Annotated in this window: 20 protein-coding genes and 1 pseudogene; 1 reads left to right on the forward strand and 20 read right to left on the reverse strand. The window is 30.9% G+C overall.

The features are described from left to right. Positions 1-278 precede the first annotated feature (278 nt). The gene (locus KGF36_RS15515) at positions 279-1,268 is read right to left on the reverse strand and encodes an SPFH domain-containing protein (protein ID WP_227824473.1); all 990 of its coding nucleotides are present in this window, start codon (positions 1,266-1,268) and stop codon (positions 279-281) included. A gap of 337 nt (positions 1,269-1,605) precedes the next feature. Here KGF36_RS15515 and dapB point away from each other — a divergent pair, with 337 nt between their 5' ends. Beyond that, a complete protein-coding gene (gene dapB / locus KGF36_RS15520) occupies positions 1,606-2,361 on the forward strand; it encodes a 4-hydroxy-tetrahydrodipicolinate reductase (protein WP_227828334.1) in 756 nt (251 codons plus the stop codon). A gap of 107 nt (positions 2,362-2,468) precedes the next feature. Here the strand turns inward: dapB and KGF36_RS15525 are convergent, their stop codons facing one another. The 19 genes and pseudogenes from KGF36_RS15525 to KGF36_RS15610 form a co-directional block, all read right to left on the reverse strand. Beyond that, entirely contained in the window at positions 2,469-4,136 is a 1,668-nt protein-coding gene (locus KGF36_RS15525) for an exosporium protein (RefSeq protein ID WP_227828333.1), read from the reverse strand. Between the two features lie 103 nt (positions 4,137-4,239). Continuing rightward, positions 4,240-5,457: a DUF4179 domain-containing protein gene (locus KGF36_RS15530; protein WP_227854840.1), complete on the reverse strand. Its 1,218-nt coding sequence runs from the start codon at positions 5,455-5,457 to the stop codon at positions 4,240-4,242. 63 nt (positions 5,458-5,520) lie between these two features. Then, on the reverse strand, positions 5,521-6,054 hold the full coding sequence (locus KGF36_RS15535; protein WP_227850511.1) for a sigma-70 family RNA polymerase sigma factor: 534 nt from the start codon (positions 6,052-6,054) through the stop codon (positions 5,521-5,523). A 259-nt stretch (positions 6,055-6,313) separates the two neighbouring features. Next, positions 6,314-6,853: a hypoxanthine phosphoribosyltransferase gene (gene hpt / locus KGF36_RS15540; RefSeq protein ID WP_227850512.1), complete on the reverse strand. Its 540-nt coding sequence runs from the start codon at positions 6,851-6,853 to the stop codon at positions 6,314-6,316. Between the two features lie 315 nt (positions 6,854-7,168). Next, positions 7,169-8,476 carry a serine dehydratase subunit alpha family protein gene (locus KGF36_RS15545; protein WP_227828329.1) on the reverse strand — a complete coding sequence of 436 codons (1,308 nt, stop codon included), beginning with the start codon at positions 8,474-8,476 and terminating at the stop codon, positions 7,169-7,171. A 414-nt stretch (positions 8,477-8,890) separates the two neighbouring features. After that, complete coding sequence (locus KGF36_RS15550) at positions 8,891-10,666, reverse strand: sigma 54-interacting transcriptional regulator (RefSeq protein ID WP_227828328.1); 1,776 nt, start codon at positions 10,664-10,666, stop codon at positions 8,891-8,893. A gap of 211 nt (positions 10,667-10,877) precedes the next feature. Continuing rightward, a complete protein-coding gene (locus tag KGF36_RS15555; protein ID WP_227828327.1) occupies positions 10,878-11,447 on the reverse strand; it encodes a class I SAM-dependent methyltransferase in 570 nt (189 codons plus the stop codon). 183 nt (positions 11,448-11,630) lie between these two features. Continuing rightward, on the reverse strand, positions 11,631-12,266 hold the full coding sequence (locus tag KGF36_RS15560) for a single-stranded DNA-binding protein (protein WP_227433712.1): 636 nt from the start codon (positions 12,264-12,266) through the stop codon (positions 11,631-11,633). Between the two features lie 635 nt (positions 12,267-12,901). Next, positions 12,902-13,783 (reverse strand): TSUP family transporter, encoded by an 882-nt coding sequence (locus tag KGF36_RS15565; RefSeq protein ID WP_227828326.1) that lies wholly within the window; start codon positions 13,781-13,783, stop codon positions 12,902-12,904. Positions 13,784-13,901: 118 nt separating this feature from the next. After that, a complete protein-coding gene (locus KGF36_RS15570; RefSeq protein WP_227828325.1) occupies positions 13,902-14,909 on the reverse strand; it encodes a proline racemase in 1,008 nt (335 codons plus the stop codon). Positions 14,910-14,928: 19 nt separating this feature from the next. Continuing rightward, entirely contained in the window at positions 14,929-15,402 is a 474-nt protein-coding gene (locus KGF36_RS15575; protein ID WP_413840878.1) for a glycine/sarcosine/betaine reductase component B subunit, read from the reverse strand. A gap of 26 nt (positions 15,403-15,428) precedes the next feature. After that, a complete protein-coding gene (locus tag KGF36_RS20260; RefSeq protein ID WP_054271688.1) occupies positions 15,429-15,896 on the reverse strand; it encodes a glycine/sarcosine/betaine reductase component B subunit in 468 nt (155 codons plus the stop codon). 14 nt (positions 15,897-15,910) lie between these two features. After that, positions 15,911-16,669, reverse strand: a complete 759-nt coding sequence (gene prdD / locus KGF36_RS20265) for a proline reductase cluster protein PrdD (RefSeq protein ID WP_255287823.1) — start codon at positions 16,667-16,669, stop codon at positions 15,911-15,913. 79 nt (positions 16,670-16,748) lie between these two features. After that, positions 16,749-17,474 (reverse strand): D-proline reductase (dithiol) protein PrdB, encoded by a 726-nt coding sequence (gene prdB / locus KGF36_RS15585; protein ID WP_079739805.1) that lies wholly within the window; start codon positions 17,472-17,474, stop codon positions 16,749-16,751. Between the two features lie 37 nt (positions 17,475-17,511). After that, positions 17,512-17,805, reverse strand: a complete 294-nt coding sequence (locus tag KGF36_RS15590) for a CBO2463/CBO2479 domain-containing protein (RefSeq protein WP_227433709.1) — start codon at positions 17,803-17,805, stop codon at positions 17,512-17,514. A gap of 81 nt (positions 17,806-17,886) precedes the next feature. Continuing rightward, positions 17,887-19,764: a D-proline reductase (dithiol) proprotein PrdA gene (gene prdA / locus KGF36_RS15595; protein ID WP_227828323.1), complete on the reverse strand. Its 1,878-nt coding sequence runs from the start codon at positions 19,762-19,764 to the stop codon at positions 17,887-17,889. 310 nt (positions 19,765-20,074) lie between these two features. Beyond that, a pseudogene (locus KGF36_RS20525) lies at positions 20,075-20,336 on the reverse strand (D-proline reductase (dithiol) proprotein PrdA); the annotation flags it as partial. Between the two features lie 441 nt (positions 20,337-20,777). Next, complete coding sequence (prdR, locus tag KGF36_RS15605) at positions 20,778-22,538, reverse strand: sigma-54 dependent transcriptional regulator PrdR (RefSeq protein WP_227828321.1); 1,761 nt, start codon at positions 22,536-22,538, stop codon at positions 20,778-20,780. A gap of 359 nt (positions 22,539-22,897) precedes the next feature. Continuing rightward, on the reverse strand, positions 22,898-24,781 hold a 1,884-nt coding region (locus KGF36_RS15610; RefSeq protein WP_227854841.1), incomplete at its 5' end, for a Cys-Gln thioester bond-forming surface protein.

Genomic DNA, 24,781 nt, shown 5'->3' on the forward strand with positions numbered 1-24,781 from the left:
ATGAAAATATATTTGATTTCATACAAAAAAGAGTGCCTCATGAACTAAAAAGTTCATTTTGAGACACCCTCCTCTTTTTATAGCCTTTTAATTTATCTTTGTTAAATACCCTTAATTTACTAGTTTACTTGCATGCAATTTAAATATCCTTAATTTATTGGTTTCCTTACAAACTAATTATAATATCCTTAATTTACTGATTTACATATATACAAGTTAAACACTCTTGATTTACTTACACAATAGTTAAATGCTCTTAATTGGTATTTACTTCTATACTAATAAATTGAACCACTGTTTACTACTGGTTGTGCATCTTTATTACCACAAAGAACAACCAATAAATTGCTTACCATAGCAGCTTTATGTTCCTCATCTAAAGTCACAACATTATTCTCACTTAAATTAGTTAATGCCATCTCTACCATACTTACAGCCCCTTCAACAATCTTTTTACGTGCTGCTATTATAGCTTCTGCTTGTTGACGTTGTAACATAGCTGCTGCAATCTCTGGTGCATAAGAAAGGTGAGTAATTCTTACTTCACATACTTCAATTCCTGCAATATCTACTCTAGATTGTAACTCTTTTTGTAATTTATCTGCTATTTCTTGACTACTACCACGAAGAGATTTTTCATCACCATCTTCAGACACATCATATGGGTAAAGTCTTGAAACATTACGAATAGTTGAATCACATTGAATTGATAAAAAAGTATTATAATTATCAACATTAAATACAGCTTTAGTTGCATCTATAACTTTCCAAATTACAACAACACCTATTATAATAGGATTTCCTAATAAATCATTAACTTTTTGTTTTTCATTATTAAGAGTCATTGTTTTTAAAGATACTTTCTTTCCTCTTGGATTAGAGGATATATCTACTTTTTCAGTAGATGAAGATTTTGATACATTAATTCCTGATGATGTTGGATTTACTGCTGAACAAAATGGATTTACCCAATAGTATCCTTCTTTTTTTATAGTTCCATAGTAGTTCCCAAATAAAACTAGAACAATAGCCTCTTTTGGATTAATCATTTTTAGTCCAAAACACAGTATAAAATCTATCACAATAAATAAAATACTTAAAACTAACATAAATGAACCTATTCCAGTGAATCCATTGTCAAGTTTTATTATTCCAAAAACCATAACACCTATTGAAACTACTAAAAATAAGATAATCATTATCAAAGCTACTACTCCATTAAATGCTTTAGCATCCTTTTCTTGATAAGTTTTTTCTTCCTTTAACATAGCCATCTCTCCCATCTTATTATATTAAGTTAAGATACTTCTAATTTAATAATATCACTTTTAATGCTCAAATTGTTGAGTTTAAAATTAATACTCTAGATTTATATATTTTTAAAGACACATCTTTAGTAATTTTAATATATTAGTATTGATTTTTAAGTAAATTTTATGATATATGAACTTATATTTAATACATATTAAATCTAAATACAATTTTTTTAATATCCAGTAAATTATAAGTTTATTATCACTAATATTATTTTATATAAATTATATTAGTGATAAAATAAACCTATAGAAATATAACAAATTTTTATTAATTTCATAGGAGGATTTTATGTTAAAAGTTATAATTAGTGGTTATAATGGAACAATGGGAAGAGTGTTAGCAGAATGTGTAAAAAAAGATAGTGAATTAGAGTTAGTTTGTGGTGTAGCTAGGTCTGCTGATGAAAATGCTTATCATGGAGATACGAAGCTTTATAAAACAATGACTGATGTAACTGAAAAAGCTGATGTTATAATAGATTTCTCACATCATGAAACTTTAGACCCAATCTTGTCATATGCACTAAAAAACAATACACCTATAGTATTAGCTACTACTGGATATGATGAGGATGAATTAAATAAAATAGAAAAAGCATCAAAAAATATTCCTATATTATTATCCTCAAATACATCTCTAGGTGTAAATATTTTAATAAAATTAGTTAAAGATGCATCAAAAATGTTAGAAGGTTTTGATATAGAAATCATAGAAAAGCATCATAATAGAAAAGAAGATGCTCCTAGTGGTACTGCTACTATGATAGCCAATGCAATTAAAGAGGTCTTACCTGAAAGTGAAAATAAATATGGAAGATATGGTAGAGATTGCAAAAGAAAAGCAAATGAAATTGGAATCCATTCTATAAGAGGTGGAAATATAATCAGTGACCATGATGTTATATTTGCAGGAGATAATGAAGTTCTTACATTAAGTCACCATTCTCAATCTGATGAAGTCTTTGCAGATGGTTCTATTGTTGCAGCTAAATTTTTAGTTGGTAGAAAGTCTGGGCTTTATAAAATGTCAGATATATTAGGATAGTTTTTATACATAATGAATCTCAATCTACTTAGATATTCAGATTTATCAATTTGAATATCTAATAGATTGAGATTTTATTTATCTTTTTTCTTCACCTATAAAACTAATTATTGTATTCTATAGACTGAAACAAATCCAAATGGTGAAGTTCCTGTTGTGCCTGAATTAAATGTAAAACTTAAAGTAACAGCTGCTGCTCTAGCATCAACTAAAAAATCCAATCCTACACTTACATCTGATGAAGTAAGAGTATTTACTGCTTTTGCAATAAAATTATTTTGAGCTGCGCCATTAAAATTAGTAGTAATTGCCATAAATCCTGCAAGTGAAAGTGTAGCACGTATACCAAAGGATACATTATATATACCTCCAACTGCAAGGTTTATAGTGTTACTTGTTGGTAAAGTTATATTTGTTCCATTTATAAATGATGAGTTAAACGTCACTAGTGAGTTATTTGTTAAACTTGGAGATGAAACTATAAATTGTGCATTGTTCGATGCCAATACTCCAGTTGCTCCTGTATTTCCTGTTGGACCTGTTGCTCCATTGGCTCCAGTTGCTCCTGTATTCCCTGTTGGACCTGTTGCTCCATTGGCTCCAGTTGCTCCTGTTGGACCTATTGAACCTACTGCTCCTGTTGGACCTGTAGCTCCTACTGCCCCTGTTGGACCTACTGCTCCACCTACTCCAGTTGCCCCTGTTGCCCCTGTTGCTCCAGCTACTCCATCTGCTCCGGTTGGGCCTGTTGCTCCCACTGCTCCTGTTGCTCCTGTCTGTCCTGTCGCTCCTGTCGCTCCTGTTGGGCCTACTGCTCCATCTGCTCCTGTTGCTCCTGTATTTCCTGTTGGACCTACCTCTCCATCTGCTCCTGTTGGACCTGTTGCTCCTACTGCTCCTGTTGGACCTACTGCTCCATCTGCTCCTGTTGCTCCTGTATTTCCTGTTGGACCTACTGCTCCATCTGCTCCTGTTGCCCCTGTTGCTCCTGTTGGACCTACTGCTCCATCTGCTCCTGTTGGGCCTGTTACTCCATCTGCTCCTGTTGGACCTACCTCTCCATCTGGACCTGTTGCTCCTACTGCTCCTGTTGGACCTACTGCTCCATCTGCTCCTGTTGGACCTGTTGCCCCTATTGCCCCTGTTGCTCCTGTTACTCCATCTGCTCCTGTTGCTCCTGTATTTCCTGTTGGGCCTGTTACTCCTGTTGCTCCATCTGCTCCTGTTGCTCCTGTTACTCCATTTGCTCCTGTTGCTCCTGTGTTTCCTGTTGGGCCTGTTATTCCATTTGCCCCTATTGCTCCTGTTGCTCCTGTTACCCCTGTTGGACCCGTTATTCCATTTGCCCCTGTTGCTCCTGTTGCTCCTGTTATTCCTGTTGTCCCTGTCGCTCCGGTTGCTCCTGCTGGACCAGTTGCTCCTGTTACTCCATTTGCTCCTGTTGCTCCTTTGTTCCCTGTTGGACCTGTTATTCCATTGGCTCCTGTTGCTCCTGTATTTCCTGTTGGACCTGTTATTCCATTGGCTCCTGTTGCCCCTGTTGCCCCTCTAGGCCCTGTTTCTCCAGTTGCTCCATTTGCTCCTGTTGCTCCTGTGTTTCCTGTTGGACCTGTTATTCCGTTTGCTCCTGTTGCTCCTGTGTTTCCTGTTGGACCTGTTATTCCATTGGCTCCTGTTGCCCCTGTTGCTCCTTTAGGACCTGTCGGACCTATTGGTCCCGTTGGTCCTACATCTTGATATAAACTTGGACCTGAATTATCTTTGTAATCATCCATATAATAAATTCTCCCTATTTTAAAATTAGAGCAATATTAGACAAGTATCTAATATTGCTCTATATAATTATATGAATAGACAATTTATTATGTGATAATACATCTATTTACTTATATCAACATCTATACCTTGTTTTTTAAATTCTGTTATATTATTAATTTCTTTACTCCAATCTTCTATTATTGGAGTTATTTTTAGTTTTTTAACATCTTTCTTAATTTCATATTCTAAAGAAGATTCAATATAATTACCTTTAGAGTAACTTAAGTCATAACCTCCTGCACCACTAAGTAATTCTAAATCTTTTCCTCTTCCATCTTTAAGTGCAAACTCAAGTATCTTTGGTGTATCATCACCTTTATTGAAATTATATTTGTTAGTTTTAAATCCGTAAATCACTCTGATTTTGGTAGGAGAAACCCTTACTTCTTTTAATACTAAATCAACATCAATATTTTTATTTTTTAATTTTACATTTTTATCTACATTATAAATTTTTGTATCTTTAACTATATTTGAACCATTTATACTTGTATTAAATTCCCATTGTCCACTAAGATATCCATTTAGGTGTTCACCCTCTACTCCTCCCATATTTCCTACCTCTATCTCTTTTGATGTTTTTATATCCTTATTTAACTCATATTCAACTTTATTTATACTTATATTTATATCATAGTCTTTATTTAAATCCACATTTTTTAGTAAATCAAAATTTTCGACATCCCCTTTTCCATCTCCATCTTTATCTAGATTATCAAGCTTACAAGTCATAACCATATTAGTAGTACCATCTTTATTTTTTTCTGATGTAGAAGGCCCTGTTATTGAAACAAAGCTCATATCTCCAACCTTTATTTTGATATCATCAATTCCTAAGAATCCTCCTTGTTTCTTTAATCCCAAAGCATCTTTATCAAGTTTGCTATCATCAACACTTATATTTAAAAATAATTCTCCATCACCAAGCATAATCTCATTTAACTTTATATCTATTCCTTTATCTGTAGCAACATCATCTACAATATTTTTATAAGGTTTAAGTTCTTCAGTATCCTTATTAAAGAAATATTCTATCTGCTTTCCAAGATGTTGCATATATGCCAAGGTAGTTTCATTAGTAAATGCAGTTGAACCTAAAATAACTACTGATAATCCTCCTACTAAAGCATATCTCTTAAAATTATTCTTTTTACTATATTGAATCTTAGATTTCATTCTCTTCTTCATTTCATCCTTTTCTTCATTACTTAATACAATATCATCGTATTTTTCTATATCTATATTTGTTTCATTAAATAAATCAAATTTATCTTTCATAAAAACTCTCCTTTTATTCTATATTTTCTATATTTAAATCCTTAATTATCTTATCTATTATCTCTAAGCTTTCTTTTTATTTAAATGCAGTCTCAACTTCTTTCTTCCTCTTGATAATCTATTATGTAAGTTTTCAACAGTGGTTTCATTTTGTATAGCTATATCCTTTAGTGATATATCTTCTAAATAATACCTTCTAAAAATTTCTGCATCTTTATCATTTAATGTGCTTATAAGGTCATTTATTTCCTCTTCAATTTCTCTCATATCCAACTCTTTATCTATATATGGTATTTCTTCATGTTCTATATTTAAATAAGTATTACTATTTATATACTTTTTCCTATAATTAATTGCTCTGTATTTAGAAATAGAACCTATCCAGTTTTTAAAAGAGTTTTTTTCATTATCAAATTTTTCTATGTTATTCCAGATTGACAAAAGCACATCATCAACACATTCTTCCTCATAAATTCTAGCATCCATAAGAGTCCTTCTAACTATAGATGCTATAAAATTCCCATACTCATCTATAAGCATTTCCACACCCTTTTCTTTTTTCTTTATTATGTTTTTAATTATCAATTTATCCTCCAAGTTAATTCCTCCTTTGTAAAAGCTTCTACAACTACTAATACAATTAAAAATCGTATTTCCTATCAAATTTTTAAAATTTTTTTTATATTTCTAAACACAGAATCAAAGCTTGGATAAAACTATCAAAACAATTTTACTATGTTGAACTTATAGCTTGATACGAATACAAGATAACTCCAAATCAAACCCCAAAATAAAAAGATACCTCAATATAATTTATCAAAATTATATTGAGGTATCTATAAAATTAAAAAATTGCTTATCTATCTTCATCAGTTACATTAAATATATAAGGAACATTTCTATAGTAATCTTCAAAGTCAAATCCATATCCTACTACGAATTTGTCTTCTATCTCAAACCCACAATAATCTGGTACTAAATCAACCTTTCTTCTGCTTGGCTTGTCTAAAAGTACACAACATTTTAAACTAGCAGGATTCTTAGCTTTTAGATGCTTTAAAACAAAATCCATAGTCAATGCAGAGTCAGTAATATCATCTACAACCAATACATCATATCCTTTTATATCAGTACTTACATCTGAAACAACTTTAACCGTTCCAGTACTCTCTTCACTGTTTCCATAACTAGAAGTAGTCATAAAGTTAACTCTAAGAGGTAAATTTATATTTCTAACTAAATCTGCACAGAATATAAAACTTCCTTTTAATAGAGACACAATCATAAGATTTTTATCTTTGTAGTCCTTCTCTATAATCGCTCCTAATTCTTTTAATTTATCATTAATTTTTTCTTCTGAATACAATACTTCCCATTTTTTTGTTTCTATATCCATAAAAAGACCTCCAATTGTAATAATCCTTCTTAATTTTATAAGAGATTGCTCACTTTTTCAATACTCTTATTCAATATTAGCCAATATTATTGAGTTTTTAAGCATATTCAACAATTATTAACAAGATATTATCTATTTTAAGTAAATCATATATCCCTACTAAATCATATACTATATATTTTAGACAAAAAAGAAAAAACTTGCACTAGCAAGTTTTTCCCATTTATATATAATCATAATTTATTAGAGGGTACTAATTAAATTTATTTATATCACCTTCACTATATATTGCAATATAAGAAATATTGTAATATATTAATCAACTTTATTCATATCATTCATTACATTTAATATTATCTCATCTGTTATAGACATCCCTTTATCACTTACTCTTCCTAAGTTTTGTATACTTTGCTCAACACTTGAACCAACTATACCATTTAATGGTGGTACAAAACAGTCTTGCTTAGCTATTATAGCACTTTGTATTGCAGCAGATGCAGCAGATGATAATTTTAATGCACAGCCAGCTTTTGCTCCATCACATATCATTCCACTTAAGTCAGCTATCATATTTTCTATTGCACCTTCTATTTGTTTTTCGCTTCCATCCATAAGCCAAGATATACCAGCAGTTGCTCCAGTAGATGCTGCAACTCCACATCCACATACAGCAGATAATCTACCTGTATAATTCTTAATATAACCAGTTACTAAATGAGATATAGCCAAAGCTTTTGCTAGTCTTTCATCAGATTGTGGGAATTTTTTATTGTAAGCAACTATTGGAAGAATTGCTGTTAATCCATGATTTCCACTACCATTTGAACTCATAACAGGCATTTTTACTCCTGCCATTCTTGCATCTGAAGCTCCAGCAGTTAACATCATTGCATAGTTTATAACATCATTACCTAAAAGACCTTCTTCCATAGACTTTTTAATTCCGTATCCAACACCAATTCCAGTCTTTTGTTTCAATCCATATTCAGCCATTTCTTCATTCATTTTTACTCCATCTAGTAAAAACTCTATATCTTTAAAATCAATACCTTCTACATTCTTTATTAATTCTTGTATAGTTACAGTATCCATCAAGCTCTCAACTTTTTCTGCTGAAGCATTTGAAACTGATACTTTTGGTTCATTATCCAATAATACTTCTCCATCTTTTTCTAAGAATGTAAAGTTATCATGTTTAGTTCTTATTCTAACTTTAGCATTATGATTTGCTCCTTTTAATGCAACTTCTATAAAAACTTTCTCTTTCGTATCAGCAGGTGTTATTGATAAAGGAGTATTATCCATATAATCTTCTGCTATTTTAACTTCTTCCTTTGTTAAAGTTTCTAATACACTTAATCCGTTTTCAGAATGTCCTCCTATTATCCCTAGAGCTGCTGCTATTTTTAATCCTAATCTTTCAGTTCCTGGTATACCTACACACATACCATTTTTATAGATACTAGGGCTAACTAACATATGATTTTCTACTATTTCTTCTCCTAGTAATTCTTTTGCCTTTGCACATGCTAGAGCTAAAGCTACTGGTTCAGTACATCCTACTGCTGGTTTAACCTCTGCTTTTAACATTTCCACTAATTCTTTTCTTATATCTCTCATTATATATAAACCTCCCAATTAAGTTTAATTTTAGTACTTAAATAATTTCTTATCTATATTTATAGCAAAATACATGCCATATTTTTTATTTTAGTCCATTTTTTCATTTCAATATTGTGTATACATTGAAATAACTAGCTTTAATTATATATTTTTTTTATTTATATGAAGGTTTTATATTTTTTTCACTTGGTAAATGGATGACAATTTCGCAAAAAGACAAAAAAAAATCTCAAAATGAGATTCTATATCATTTTGAGACGATTACTATTTTAATAATTACTATTTTTTAGATTCTGAAGGCTTAAACAACCACTACTTTTTATATACTACTACCTTTTATATACTACTACTTTTTGTTTATATTTAAATTTTATATCACTTTTTATTATATTCTTATATCACTTTATATCACTAAGAAATTATATTGTATTTTTCAATTTTTCTATATAATGTAGCTCTTGATATTCCAAGTGCCTTAGCTGTTAATTCTTTATCTCTTTTATAATCTTTGTATTTATTTAAAGCTTTTATTATCTCAATTTTCTCAAGTTCATCTAGTGGAATTATCTTATCACTTCTAACTTCTAATTCTTCTATAGATGTATTTTTAATCTTTTGAGGAATTACATTCATTGTAATTATTGGAGATGAAGACATATTTACACTGTATTCAATAATATTCTGCAATTCTCTTATATTGCCTGGCCACTTATATTCAATCATAGCATCAACAACCCTAGTGTCTATATCAATAACATTTTTATCTAGTTTTTTTGAGTATTCCTTAATCATATGCTTTATTATAAGTGGTATATCATCTTTTCTTTCTCTTAAACTTGGGAGCTTTATTGGTATAACATTTAATCTATAATATAAATCTTCTCTAAAAGTTTCATTTTGAACCATTTTTTCTAAATCTTTATTTGTCGCAGCAATAATTCTTACATCTATCAGAACATTTGATTTACTTCCAATCTTATTGAGCTCTTTTTCTTGTAATACCCTCAACAACTTTGACTGTAAATGTAAGCTCATATCTCCTATTTCATCCAAAAATATGCTTCCTTTATGGGCTATTTCAAACATACCAAGTTTTCCACCTTTTTTAGCCCCTGTAAAAGCACCTTCTTCATATCCAAATAATTCACTCTCTAATAAATTATCCGGTATTGCTGCACAGTTTACAGCTATAAAAGGATTATCTACCCTATTACTATGGTTGTGTATAGCTCTTGCAAATAGTTCTTTACCTGTTCCACTTTCACCAGTAATAAGTACTGTTGAAGTGGATTTAGAAGCCATTAGGGCTTCTTTTTTTGAATTTCTTATAGCTATACTCTCTCCAATTATATTTTCCAGTTTTATCTTATAATCTTTGTTCATCTTATTGTAGTTTTTTATAGCATCTCTTTTATCTATAAAGTCAATAACATATCCTTTTAGTTCATTTTTTAATACTATTTTATTTATGTTATATATCCCCTTTGAATCATATCCGTATCTTCTATAAAAAAAGCTACATGATTTGTCCTTCTTAAAGTTATTTATAGAAGGTTTCTTTATAAAATCTAGCTCAGTGAATATATCTTTCCCAGTTATATTGTCCTTTAGATTAAAAAGCTCTTTAAACTTTGAATTATATTTATCAATCTTACCATCTACATCAATGGACACAACAGCTTTATCCATATTGTTTAATAAAGTCTCTAATTTTTTCTTTTCTAACTCTAACTCGTACGTTTTAATTTGAGCTTTTAGTTTATTGGATATCAAGTCTGCCATCTTACATAAAAAGTTTATAAGTCCACTTTTGTTATTTTCTATAATCTGTGCTTGTTCTTTTGTAAAGGCTATAAGACCTATAACACCATAAGACTCTCCATCACATATAATTGGGCAACATACTTCTGCAAACTCCACACAGACATTATTTTTATAACATTCTCTACATATATCACTGCTCTTTGGGTCATCAATTAGTATTGTAATTTGTTCTGTAAGTGACTTTTTAAAAGCTGTATATTTATCTACTTTTTCACCTATTTTGTCTACATATATACCTGTCCCTGCAATCCTAAATAAGTTTCTATTTACTATAGTTACATCTATATTGAGCACTGAAACTATAGCTTCAGCTATGTTCTGAATATCAGATTTTATATATTCTAAATCTATCATAGTTATCATTCCTTATTTTTTCTTAACATGAGTATTTGTCTTATTTCCTTAAGGATTAAATATATCTTATTTAAAGTAAATTGAATTGACATTAGGATTACAAAGAGCATAACAATTATTATTAACTCATAATTTATTTCCATATCTACATCTCCTTATAACAAAAGACTAGGCTTAACCTAGTCTTTTATATTATATCCATATTTATATTTTAACTCATTTATCTTCTTTTTCCCACATAAATATATTTTAATTTATTTGACTCTTTAATCATACCATCAAAATTTAATCTTGAAAATATATTAAATACTTCATGTGGATAGTGAATCTTTGCTACAGAACCACAAAATTTATGCTTAAGATAGTTTAGTTTAACTTTTAAATTTTTTAAGTTTAAATCTTCTAATATAACCTCTCCATTACCTTTTAAAACTCTTTGTATTTCAGATGAAGCTTTTTCACAATCTGTAATAACATTAAATTGGTCTACTATTATTATCTTGTTGAACTGATTATCATCAAATGGCAAAAACTCTAACTTACCTTTAACTACATTGCAATTTTCATTATATACTAAAGAATAACATACATCTTCATAGTTACTATTCTCTAATATCGTTACAGAAGTACCAAGACCTCTCAGTCTCTTGCCTAGGTTTCCTATATGACCAACAAGCAATATTTTATCCCCTACATTATACTCAATTGTATCTAAAAAACATTCTAATTCATCAGATGTATATTTAGCTTTAACTGGCTGTTTATTTATCTGATATAATATGCTTTTCACAATGCTTCACCTCTTCATTTTCTCAATTATAAATTATGTACAGATTACATTATAATAAATGGCGAGCAACTATTCAAGAGATATTTCATTAGTATTTTTTTAAACAATCTTTATTTATTTTTAATGTATTATTATAGCAAATTTATTAGTTTTTTTGATGAAAAAACAATATATTTTTAATATTTAGTCATTATTATTTTCATCTAATTTTTTTATTTTTGATATAGATACTTCATATGCCATTTTTTTCACTACGTTATCCTCATCTATTTTTTTCTCATACTCTCTACTTTGAACTCTACCCCAAAGCTGTATTCTATCACCAACTTTTAAGTTTTTTGCAAACTTTGCATTTCTTCCCCAAACTATTGATGGTATATAATCAGATTTATTATAAGGTCTGTTTATAGCCACTAATAAATCAGTTATTTCCCTTCCTAAAGGAGTTTTCCTATACACAGGTTCTTTACATACATACCCATCTAGAAATATGCTGTTTGGGTCCTTATTTTCCTCCTCTATAGCCTTTATTTCTCTAACAAATACTGTAAGCACTAATCTATTTTTATTATTTAAAGTTTTATTATATGATCTCAATTGACCTACAACATTGACTAAATTTTGTTTATTGATATCAATATCTTGAAGAAGTCTTTCTGACACAGTCATAGGAAGTGTATCAAAGGAATCACTTAATCTGTTTATCTTTATTTTCACGTTATAAAATTTCTCTCCAAATATCTCATGGCTAAATTCTAGCTTATTGTCTAACTCCCCTCTTAAGTTTACTACGTTATTCTCATCTTTAACAGCTATCATATTTTATCCCTCCACAATTGTTAATTCTTATATTTCTGGTATCAGCTTATATAATAAATATATTTGTGAGTGATGTATTTTATTACAAATCTTTGATTGCTGTTTAAAACTTTTTATTTATTTATAAATTTCATTTAATCTTTTGATTTAAGCCTATAAAATTGTCCTATTATTTATATAATATATTATTTGTTTTAACCAAAATTGATTATTAAATTGCTTCTTATCCACTTTTTAAGTCATATATAACTCAACACTAATTTATACACATAAGCAATATCAATATTTTAAATTAATTCAAACGATTCAGATAATTATCAAGTCATTATAAACTCAATTTTCTTCAGTTATAAGTTATATTCGACTTATTATACTAATATTTTTGCTAATATACATCAATATATTAACTTTTTTATTTCATCTAGCATTAAATTTAAATATTTAATTTCAGTTTACAGCCTAACTTTAGAAAATATAGCTACATTTATACTAAATTTATATATATATTGCATAATTGGCACACTAGTTGCTTTATATAATTATATCTAATAAATAAAAAACTGCCTTAGAACATTAATATTAACGTTCCAAAGCAGTTTATAATTTTTATTGTTAGCTGTAATATTTAATAAATACTAAGCAGTCTTTTTATTTTTATTTGCAGCCATTATCATTGTAGCAGAAGTGTAAGCTATAACTATTATTACTAATGCTTTTAATATATCCATTGGTAAAGTTTTTACTATATATGCCGCTACGAAAACTCCTATTAAACCACAGATAGCTATTATAACTGATGCTTTTTTAGTATATGCATCTTCTTTTATGAACTTCATACTTGCAACTGGCATTAATAATGCACAAGAACCCATAACTATTGGGAACGCAACTTTTGCAGACATTCCTAAGAAGTAAACCATTGCCATACCTGGAGCATATAGACCTATACCAGCTGTCATTAAAGCACCTAATATAAAGTTACCTAATACACCTATTACTAATTTAACACCAGTAAGACCTAATTCATTTCCTCCACCTGGTAATACATTAACCCAAGGATGACCTAATAACATTAATATTGCTGTTAATGCTAGAGTCACACCCATAACCATTTGTATCTTTCTTTCGTCCATTTTAGCTATTATTCCTGCACCTATGTATGAACCAACTGCTGCTGCTACAACCATAGATACTAGAGTTACACCATCAACTGGTATGATTGATGTGAATATAAATGCTTCAGTAACAACTGGGATAGTATGTGCTACGTTTAACGTACCAGGCATTTTCTTATCTGGTATGTTTAATTTTAAAGCTTTTGACATTGCTATTGTTGGAGCAAATGAGCCTATTCCTAATGTATCAAAGAAATCTGTTATAAATCCTGTTACAGCAACTTTTGGAGTACTTTGTTCTTCTAGTTTCCCCTCTTTGTTTGCTTTAGCTACGTCTTTACCAAATACAACTGCAAAGATTGCTGCGAATACTACGTATAATGCCTTTAAGATTGCTACCATAATCCATCCTCCTATTTTTTTATTTTTTTATATATTCTGAATCTTATAGCCTAAAATCTATAGAATAGTAACCAACAAGAGGTTACTATTCTATTTTAATTTCCCAATTTATTTGTTTCTATTTAAGAATAAATCCATGTTTAAGTGGATCTTCTTCATCTATTACAAAATGATTAAATCCAGTTATATAAGCAGAACCACTTATCTTAGGTACTACAGCATTGAAATCTGCAACTTTAGTTTCTTCAACTATTTCACCTTTGAATAAAGTTCCTAATATACTTTCATATACGAATTTTTCTCCTACTTTTAATTCACCTTTAGCATGTAAAGTAGCTAATTTAGCACTTGTTCCAGTTCCACATGGAGATCTGTCAACTTGACCTTGACCAAATATAACTACGTTTTTGTAAGTAGCTTCTGGATGAGTTGGCTCATCATATATTTCAACTAAATCTACAGTTTTTATATGAGCTAAAGTTGGATGTTGTATTTCTATTTTTTCATTTATTATATCTCTAAGTTTCATAGCTAGTTCAGTTAATTTACCAGCATTTTGAGGTTCTATTTTTAAACCTAATTGACTTGCATGTATTATAGCAAAGAAGCTTCCACCAAATGATATATCAAATTTAACTGTTCCAACACCTGGTAAGTCAACTTCAACACCTTCTTTATATAAGAAAGCTGGTACGTTTAAGAATGATACTTCTTTAGCTTTTCCATCTACAACTGTAACATCTCCTCTTATTATTCCTGCTGGAGCTTCCATAACTACATGAGTTACAGGCTCTACTGCTGGAACTACACCTGTTTCTATAGCTGCTGTCATAGCTCCTATTGTACCATGGCCACACATATTAAGGTATCCGCCACCGTCCATGAAGATTATTCCAAAGTCAGCATCTGGACAACAAGGTTGAGTCATTACAGAACCAAACATATCATTATGTCCTCTTGGCTCTAACATTATAGCAGTTCTTAAATAATCTAGATTTTTTTCTAAATATTCTTTTTTCTCAGGCATAGAATTTCCTTTTATGTTAGGTATTCCACCCACAACTATTCTAGTTGCTTCTCCTGCTGTATGAGAGTCTATAGCTTGTATACTTCTGCTAAATTTCATATCAAATTCCCCCTTAGGTTTATTTTGCGTTTTTACGCATTTTTAGTTTTAGAAAAGCTAATGCTTTTTTTACATCAACTTCATCCATGTGATTGTCTCCAACTACTTCTGTTTCTATGTAGCCTGTTGTCTTTTTATAATCAATTATGGTAGCTTTATCTAAATACTGATTAGTAACTACTAAACCATCTGCTCCCATAATAGTAAGACCTACTGTAGGTATGTCTAATTTTACAAACTCTGATATAGCATTTGTAAAATCAATATGCTGGTTTCCTGCCATGTCTAAGGTTATAATCACTCCATCAGGTCTCAATGCTTCAATCCATCTTCCAAGCCTGGCTGATAAAAATGATTTCCATTCATTGTGCTCTGATGTACCAACTACAACTACTCCTAGCAAATCTACGTCAGGATCATTGTCTATTAAATCAAGTAATGGGTCTCTAAAAATCTGAAGTGATGTGTTTTTCATTGATGTAGAAATTCCCACAAAACTCATCCCCTTACTTAAATTTTTTATCCATGTTTTCTCATTTTTAATTTTAAAAACGCTAAAGCTTTTTTAGCATCAATCTCATTTGTGTTGTTTTCTCCAACAACTTCTGTCTCAATACCTTCTTTTGATTTGTTCATATCAACTATGGTATTCATATATTGATTACTTACAACAAATTTAGCTTGAGTACCATTAAATGTCACTCCAACTACAGGTATATCTCTTTTTCCTATTTCTTCAAATGTATTAGCATAGTCAACATGTGAGTTTCCCCAACCATCTGAAGATACTATAGCTCCATCTACTCTCATAGCCTCCAGCCAAGCGGCTGTTCTCTGTCCTACAAAAGTTTTGTTTTCATTTCCATCTGGAGTTCCTACTACTATTACTCCAAGTAAATCTACATCCTTATCACTTTCAACTATATCCAAAAGTGGGTCTCTAAAGTGATGAAGAGATGTTTCTTTTGTTGAAGGTCCTATTCCCATAATATCCACCTCTCTTAAGTCATAGCTCTAAGGGCACCATCTCTATATTCATTAGGAGATATAATCATAGGTACATTTCCCATATCTATAATTGATGTTCCTCCTTCAAAACCACTAGGTTCCTTTGAGAATAACTGATTGTCATACATAGCCCCTTGACCTGCTATTTGTTTTACTATGACAACCTTTTTTGCATTTGGTCGAATTTTGTCAAAATATTCACGAACTTGAGTAGCATTTCTTCCGTCTTCCATTTTCAAAGACGTTCTTATTTCTTGTATAAAATCATCACATGCTTTAAATGCCGCAAGTGGAAGTGTTCTTTCAAAAGGTAAACCTCCCTTAAGAGTTACATCCACATGGATTATATAATCTTCAACTGATGGAGTCCCATATCTACCAAACACCATTTGTTCACTCAAAATTCCTTCTGAAGAACCAAATTCATGCATTTGATTTCCATCTTCGTCTGCACCAGTTAGCATTACGTATACACCAGTTAAAGTATGTGTAATTCCCTCTCCCAATCTGCCTAAAACTTTGGTTGATATTGGTATAATGTCCATAATAGTATTAATTTCCCTATCATAATCTCCAGGTTTTATAATATCTACTTTTATATCTGTTATTAAATCTTCTCTTGCTTTTATTTCATCTATACTTGATAAATCAATTGTAAGTACATCTTTCTTTATAGAAGTTTTTGAACCGAAATTAACTTCATTCATATGAAACGGTTTTATAACAAGTCTTCTCATTATTTTTTCTTCCATAATATCCACCTTTGTTCTTAAAACCCCTCTCCTAATTATGTAGGAGAAGGGTTCTATATTTTCAAATATAAATTACATTTTAAACGTGAGCTTTATATTCGTATGGTAATGGAACTATCTTACCAGCAGATGGTATTGCAACTAATTGCTCTAATGTATCTCTTAATATATGTGTTTGCATTTCTATGTTATGTGGTTCACCAGCATTAGCACCCATTGGAACTAATGGAGCAACTGCTCTAGGAGTTCCGTTTTGTCTAACTACTGGAGGAAGAGCTGCGATTATTATTGTAGGTATTCCAGCTTCCTCTATTGCTCTCTGCACGATCACGGCAGTTCTATGGCAAGTACCTCAGCCAGCTGTCATGACTACACCGTCTACTCCCTCTTCTTTAAGTTTAGCAGCGATAGCAGGACCAGTTTCTTCAGTGAAGACATGTTGGTTTCCTCCACCACCCATGAATGCATAGTGCATAGGAGCTACTGCTTTTATAAATCCTTCTGCAGCTAATTCATGTAATCTATCTATAGGGAACATACAGTTTATATCTTTATTTACATCTCCATTATCGTATCCACCATGTGATACCATCATTTCATCAACTGTAGCTGTGTTAGGTACAGCTCTAAAAGTAGTATCTCCTGCTAGATTAAATCTCTTGTCAGATTTTAAGTGAACACCAGCTGCTGTAGCTAAAGCTATAGTCATATCTTTTAATTCTTTAGTTACAGGAGTCCAAACTGGAGGAGGTGTTATTGGAACAAATATTTCAGATTGAAGTCCTTGTACTGTTGTAAGGCTCATATATTTCCTCTCCCTTCTATTTTCAAACGATTAATTATTATTTTTCTTCTTCTTGCTTCTTTTTAGCTTGCATTTCTGCTTGCTTTTCTTTTTCTCTCCTAATATTTTCTACATACTCATGATTAGGTTCTGGACTTAATACCTCAGGATAGCTTAGCATGAATCCAACCTCTTGACCTATCTTAAGTTCGTAGTCAGTTATAAGCATTCTATTAGGTATTTTAAATTGTCCAAGTCTACCTTTTAGGTCTATAGTTACTCCACCACCCATGATTTCGACTATAACACCCTCATAAAAAGTCTCTGATGAGATATATTTTAATCTATCCATTATAATTTTACCTCTCTATACTTATTTTAAACTTGGATCTAAATTTATATTGTTATCTAAATCTTAGTTATTATCTAAATTTTAGTTTTCGTCTTTTTCGTATATTTCTCTTCTCTTCTTACTCATTGGTAAAGATTGCTCATTATCTTCTAATACTATTTTTTCTCCTGTAGCTTTTTCTATAGCCTCTATGTTATTTAACTTAACATTTGGATTCCATTTTCTTTCAGGAGCTTTAACTTCTACACCTGCAATAGCATTTTTAAGCATAGCCATGATTCTTACAGCTTCTTCTGGAGCTAATGTATTGTTTGATAATATTTCATTTTCTATACCTTGCTTAGACTTGTTATTGTCTACCATGTGAGTCATGTATTTATTACCAACAACTAGAGCACCTTGAACTGCTGAATAAGTTACACCAACTACTGGTATACCTCTCATACCTATTTGCTCTATGTGAGATGCGAAATCTATATGGTTGTTTCCGAAACCTTCAGTAGTTACTACAGCTCCATCAACTTCCATAGCTTCAACTAACATACCTAATCTCTTAGATACATAGAATTTCTCAGCATTTACTTGTGGAGAACCAACAAATACAACACCTACTAAATCTATTTCTTCATCTTGCATAGCTCTTATTACTAATGGCTCTCTCCAGTAATGTCTTGACATTTCTTTTGATGCAGGTCCTATACAAGTTAATGCATGGATACCACCATCTAATACTTCAAGTGGAGATAATACAACTGGCATGTTTCCTAAGTCAACGTTTGGTTGAGCTCCTAATGTACCAACTGGTTCAACTGGTAATATTAAGTTATCATGCATTGCACCTTGTCCCATTATTTCTTTTATAACAACAACTTTCTTTTTACCTTCTCTTCTGTATTGCTCGATTACTTCTTCGTCTACTACTAAAGAGTTGTCAACTTTCTTTAAAGCTTCTCTTATCTCTTGAGTTATATAATCAAAAGCACGGTGAGCAGCTAAAGGTCCTGGTCTTTCCATGTTAGTTCCAGCTTTTATTGTTACTTGACCTTTGATGAATATTTCACCTTTGTCAGCAGCACCTGGTCTACCCCACATTATAGTAGTGTTTAATTCACCTTCTGAAGAACCGAATTCACCTATTTGAACTCCATCTTCATCTGTACCAGTTAATACCATTATAGCTCCATCTATAACTCTTGTTATACCTGAACCTAATTCGCCTTCTTCTTTAGTAGCGATTGGTTGTATATCTAATACAGCCTCACTGTAAGTTTCATACTTATCAGGAGTTATTATTTCTAATTTAACATCAACAACTAATTCTTGAGTGTCATTAGCTTCTTTACATATTTCTGCTGCATTTCTGATGTATAAAGTAGTTCCTTCTATTTTAGTTTCATCAGCAAATTCAACTTTGTCTATTTTAAAGTGTTTTTTAGTTAAGCTTCTTAATAATTTCTTTTCTTCAGCTTTTGGAGCTACTTCTGCTACTGCACCTGCTACTGGAGCAGCAACGTTTGCTACTGGAGCAACAACTCCTGCTTGACCAGCTACTGATAAAGGTATTTCTAAGCTTATATCTTTACCTTCACCTATGTGTATTTTAACTGTTTCACCTAAAACTCCTGTGCTTACTGGCACTACTGCTTCTAAAGTTGCTGGAGCTTCTTCTACTACTGCTTCTTCTACTACTTCTTTAGCTTCTCCTGCTTTGTATCCTTCTACATTTTCTGTAGTCATTGGAGATAGAGCATCTAAAGTTTCTTTTAACTTAGCTCCTAGTACTTGACCTATAGTTAATCCATTTTCTGGTATTGTTAATAATCCAGAATCCTCTAAGTCTGCAAATATTGCTGGATCTTCTAAGTTTTCTGGTGCTATTATTGTTCCCGCTTCAAATCTACAACAACATACTGCTGGGTCATTTGCATGGGCTTGAGCTGTTTCTAAAGTTATTGACATAGTATAAAATACCTCCTTACATTATTTTCTTATTTATTATTTTAAATCTTGATTCCTCAACAGGTAACCCCTTAACTGAGGAATCAAGTAAATTAAAACCGGCTTTAATAGTTATATTTTGACTATTATTTTTGTGATACTACTCCCATTTGAGCAGCTATTGTCAAAGGTATTTCTAAGTTTATATCTTTACCTTCTTTTATGTGTATTTTTATTACTTGACCTGTTGTAGCTTGAACTGTCGCACCTTGAGTTGGTGTTACTTGAGCTACTGGAGCTTCTACTTCTTTAGCAGATTCTTCAGTATCTGTTTCTGCTACTTTATATCCTTCTACATTATCTGTAGTCATTGGAGATAATGCATCTAAAGTTTTTGTTAATTTAGCTCCTAATACTTGACCAACTGTTAAATGATTTTCTGGAATAACTAATAATCCTGAATCTTCTAAATCTCCAAATATTGCTGGGTCTTCTAAATTTTCTGGTGCTATTATTGTTCCTTCTTCAAATCTACAGCAGCATACTGCTGGGTCATTTGCATGGGCTTGAGCTGTTTCTAAAGTTATTGACATAATAAAATGCCTCCTTCATTTGATTTTAATTTATATTGATGCCTCAACACTCTCAATAATTAACATATTTACTGTTCCCTACTAACAGCCCAAAGTGTCAAGACCTTTTAACCTACATAAATCATCATAATTAATACTATTTTTTTCTCATTTGAAGTCACTTTATATATAAGCAATTCCTATGCCAACTTATTAACAAAAAGATATTTTCTATAATACAACCTTCCTTTATCGCTATTTTTAGCCAAATATTATATAAATATTTATTTACAATACCCTGTTTTTTATGTTTGGAAACATTTTCTCAAAACAAAAAAAGTGTCAATTAATCAACACTTTTTTATTTTTTTTAACACAGCCACATATATCACACTACTCCAAGCATTGATTTTGCTTGGTTTGAAATTAAAGATTATTATTTTGTCAAAATTTAGTCACGTGTCATATTTTAGACACATCTATTTTATACTGATCTATCTTATAATATAACGTTGTTCTTGGTATGTTTAATATTTTAGCAGCCTTAGCTTTATTTCCATTAGACATTTTAAGTGCCTTTGTTATATTTTTTACTTCAATCTTTTGAGTAGCTTTCGTCAAATCTAGAGGATATTCTTCTTCCTCCGTATTGTTATTTCTAGAATCCATCATATAGCTTGGTACATCATCTACTTCTATTCTAGGATTTTGGGATAAGACAACAATATTTTCAATTGTGTTTTTCAATTCCCTTATATTCCCTTTCCATCTATAATTTTGAAATATATCAATTACATCTTTACTTATTGTAAGAACAGGCTTATTATTTTGTTTGCATATTTCTTCCAAGAAACTATGCACTAATAATCCTACATCTTCTTTTCTCTCTCTAAGGGGTGGTATTTTTATTTCCACAACATTTAATCTATAATATAAATCTTCTCTAAATTTTTCTGCTTTTACCATTTTTTCTAAATCTTTATTAGTAGCTGATATTATTCTAGGATTTATTTTTATTGTGGTATCTCCACCAACTCGTCTTATTTCTTTTTCTTGCAATACTCTAAGCAATTTAGCTTGCATACTAAGAGGTAAATCTGCGATTTCATCTAAAAATACTGTCCCATCCTTCGCAAGTTCAAATATACCTATTCTACCTTTTTTACTTGCTCCAGTGAATGCACCCGATTCATAACCAAAAAATTCGCTTTCAAATAATTCATTTGGTATAGCACTACAGTTAACAGGTATAAATTGACCTTTTCTCTCACTATAATCATGAATAGCTCTAGCAAATACTTCTTTACCTGTACCACTTTCGCCCCAAATGAATATACTACTGTTGGTTCTAGCTACTTGCTTTGCAATCGCTTTCGATTTTTCCAATTTATAACTTTTACCTAAAATCTTGTCAAAGCTACCTTTAGATAAATTTTTTACTTCATCTTTTAAATATTTTAATGTATCATTTACTTTCTCAAGTTCAAGAGCTAATATTTTAGCTTCTGTAACATCTACTTCAGTACATACAACACCAATAAATTCTTCTTTATAAAATATAGGATTTGCATGAACTAATGCATACATGTTTTCTTTTTTGTCAGTAAAATATAAATCACTCATACCGACTTTACTATTCAATACTTTTTCTGAAATAGTATTTTCCAAAAACTCGTTCATCGGTCGACCCACTATGTCTTCAGACTTTATATCATACCTTTCTTCCATAAAATTATTCCATAAAATTACAACACCTTCATTATTTATAGCACAAATTCCTTCTTTAATCTGACCTATAATGTATTTTAAAGTCAATCCATAATCTTCTAAGTGCATGTATAAATAATCTCTAATATGCTCTTGTTTCAAGACACCAATAATTTTATTATCTCTAAGCACAGGAAGAATCCCTATATTTTTTAATATCATTATATCTCTACACTCATCTAAGGTTAAGCCTTCACTGACATATATAACATCTTTTTTCATTATAAGTTTTACTGGTTGGCCTTCATATTTCTTATGCATCTCATAAAGATTGTGTATATCAGTCATAGATATAATGCCTTTTAATTCACTAGATGAATCTATTACCATTAGAGTTTTTGTATTGCTTCTTATCATTTCTTTTATTGCACTTTCTATTTTTGTGTCTTCGTCTATAGTTGTAAATTTTGTATCCATTACTTCTTCTACTTTTTTTACTTCTGGTATCGAAAACATAAAGTCCCCCCTTTATAGTAGTACCTCATCAAAACTTATTTATACATATTTATTCTAGCATATTATAATAATAATTTATTGAATAATTAATATTAAAATTTCTTAAGAGATTAATATCTAAATTTGTATAATCCCTAAAATTGATATTTAATTCATACAAATAAAATGAAATGAATTATATACTTAGTACATTACTTTTTCAATACTATCTTCACCTTCAAACCATTTTTCTATTCATAAAACAGTCAGTGTATACTTTAAAATAAGTTATACTTACGCAAAAAAAATTGTCTCAAAACGATTTTTAAATCAATTTGAGACAATGTATTTTTAAACTTAATAATAAATAATAATCTAGATTAATTTTTTGCTCTTTTACATTGATACCCTAATCCACAAATTGCAATTATACCAATAAATACATATGACATTATTTGAGTTTCGTCACTTGTTTTTGGCGATTTTACCACAGTATCATCTGTTGGTGGTACTGGTGGGTTTATCACAGTATCATCTGTTGGTTTTACTGATGTATCTACCACAGTATCACCTGTTGGTGGTACTGGTGGATTTACCACAGTATCATCTGTTGGTGGTACTGGCGGATTTATCACAGTATCATCTGTCGGTGGCACTGGTGGATTTATTACAGTATCATCTGTTGGTGGTACTGGTGGGTTTATCACTGTGTCATCTGTCGGTGGTGATGGATTATGTCCATTTGAGTCTCCTCCTCCTGATGGTGGTACTGGTGGATTTACAGTATCATCTGTTGGTGGCACTGGTGGATTTACATCTGAACCTCCATCTGTTGGTAAACCTATATTAAAGTTAACTTCTTCACCATTCTTTTGTTCTATTGTATAGCTCAATAAATTTTGTTTACTCATTGGTAATAAAGATGAATGGTCTTTCTTTCCAAAATCAAAAACTGACTTATAATATTGAATAGCTTTAGGGAAAATATAATCATAAGATACCGCAGAGATATTAGCCTTTACATCTGGCTTTTCAACACTTTTAAGTATAAATTTATGTTGTGTTGAAACTTCTACTTCACCTGTACCTATTATATTACCATCTTCGTCATAAGCAGTTACTCCATTTGGTAATCTTAATTTAACTACACCACTATAACCCACTAAAGCTATAGCTTTTGTTTCATAAGTTCCATCCTCATTTTTATCAAATTCAATATCAGTTGAACCATTGCTTAGGCTAGGTTTTCCTGTATCATCTGGCTTTAGTTGTTTATGACCTGCTTCTAACAATGCTTCTAAATAAGCTTTTGTATTTATTGCTTGTTCTTTACCTTTTTGATATTTAGCTTTTTCTTCTTCAGTCTTTGCACTTTCTATAAGTGTATCATAAAGGTTTATACTTCCTTGATATTGTTTAAGTTTGGCTTGTTCATCCACTTGTCCAAGTATAATCCATATTGCACTTTGAGTAGCTGAATGAACTATATAGTCATTCTCTTCTCCACCCAAGTTAAATTGTTGTTTATATCCAAATCCATCAAATTCAGAACCTGCATAGATTATAGATTTAACTGCATCTTCATTTTGATTTTCTTGACCATTAAAATCTTCTGCTGGTAAATATGGACTCTTACCATCACTAGTTGGAGATTTTAAATGATTATTATAACAAAAAGCAGTTTGTTCGCCATCTTCTCCATCTATAATATATTTGTTATCTTTAGTACTTGCACCTATAAGACCCTTTACTATGTAATCAAAAGTTAGCGTCTTTGTAACATTATCAAATCTTATATCATAATAAGGTCTATCTGAACCATCTTCTTTTAGTAAGCATGTATTTTTTACTTTTGCTTTTTTATCATACCATAGATGTATATTTTGATCTTTTGAAGTAAGTACTTGTCTAATTTCTGATTGTTCATCTTTTTTTACAGAGTCTTCATCTTCCCAGAAATTATATACAATTTTATTTATCTGAGATAAAGTCATATCAAGAATTTTCTCAATATTATGCTTTAAGTTCATTTCTTCTACTACTAGTTTTTCTTCTGGAATTTGTTCTTCTAAAGGCTGTTCTCCTTCTGGAGTTTGACCTTCTGATGGTTGTTCTCCTTCTGGAGTTTGTCCTTCTGATGGCTGTTCTCCCTCTGGAGTTTGTCCGTCTGATGGTTGTTCTCCCTCTGGAGTTTGTCCATCTGATGGTTGTTCTCCCTCTGGAGTTTGTCCGTCTGATGGTTGTTCTCCCTCTGGAGTTTGTCC

The sequence above is a fragment of the Clostridioides sp. ZZV14-6009 genome (assembly GCF_020658095.1).
Taxonomy (GTDB): domain Bacteria; phylum Bacillota; class Clostridia; order Peptostreptococcales; family Peptostreptococcaceae; genus Clostridioides.

Excerpts from the sequence above, each read along its gene's own strand:
- KGF36_RS15515 (WP_227824473.1), bottom strand. The coding sequence starts at position 1,268 with ATGTTAAAGGAAGAAAAAACTTATCAAGAAAAGGATGCTAAAGCATTT.
- dapB (WP_227828334.1), top strand. The coding sequence starts at position 1,606 with ATGTTAAAAGTTATAATTAGTGGTTATAATGGAACAATGGGAAGAGTG.
- KGF36_RS15525 (WP_227828333.1), bottom strand. The coding sequence starts at position 4,136 with ATGGATGATTACAAAGATAATTCAGGTCCAAGTTTATATCAAGATGTA.
- KGF36_RS15530 (WP_227854840.1), bottom strand. The coding sequence starts at position 5,457 with ATGAAAGATAAATTTGATTTATTTAATGAAACAAATATAGATATAGAA.
- hpt (WP_227850512.1), bottom strand. The coding sequence starts at position 6,853 with ATGGATATAGAAACAAAAAAATGGGAAGTATTGTATTCAGAAGAAAAA.
- KGF36_RS15545 (WP_227828329.1), bottom strand. The coding sequence starts at position 8,476 with ATGAGAGATATAAGAAAAGAATTAGTGGAAATGTTAAAAGCAGAGGTT.
- KGF36_RS15550 (WP_227828328.1), bottom strand. The coding sequence starts at position 10,666 with ATGATAACTATGATAGATTTAGAATATATAAAATCTGATATTCAGAAC.
- KGF36_RS15560 (WP_227433712.1), bottom strand. The coding sequence starts at position 12,266 with ATGATAGCTGTTAAAGATGAGAATAACGTAGTAAACTTAAGAGGGGAG.
- KGF36_RS15565 (WP_227828326.1), bottom strand. The coding sequence starts at position 13,783 with ATGGTAGCAATCTTAAAGGCATTATACGTAGTATTCGCAGCAATCTTT.
- KGF36_RS15570 (WP_227828325.1), bottom strand. The coding sequence starts at position 14,909 with ATGAAATTTAGCAGAAGTATACAAGCTATAGACTCTCATACAGCAGGA.
- KGF36_RS20260 (WP_054271688.1), bottom strand. The coding sequence starts at position 15,896 with ATGGGAATAGGACCTTCAACAAAAGAAACATCTCTTCATCACTTTAGA.
- prdD (WP_255287823.1), bottom strand. The coding sequence starts at position 16,669 with ATGGAAGAAAAAATAATGAGAAGACTTGTTATAAAACCGTTTCATATG.
- KGF36_RS15590 (WP_227433709.1), bottom strand. The coding sequence starts at position 17,805 with ATGGATAGATTAAAATATATCTCATCAGAGACTTTTTATGAGGGTGTT.
- prdA (WP_227828323.1), bottom strand. The coding sequence starts at position 19,764 with ATGTCAATAACTTTAGAAACAGCTCAAGCCCATGCAAATGACCCAGCA.
- prdR (WP_227828321.1), bottom strand. The coding sequence starts at position 22,538 with ATGTTTTCGATACCAGAAGTAAAAAAAGTAGAAGAAGTAATGGATACA.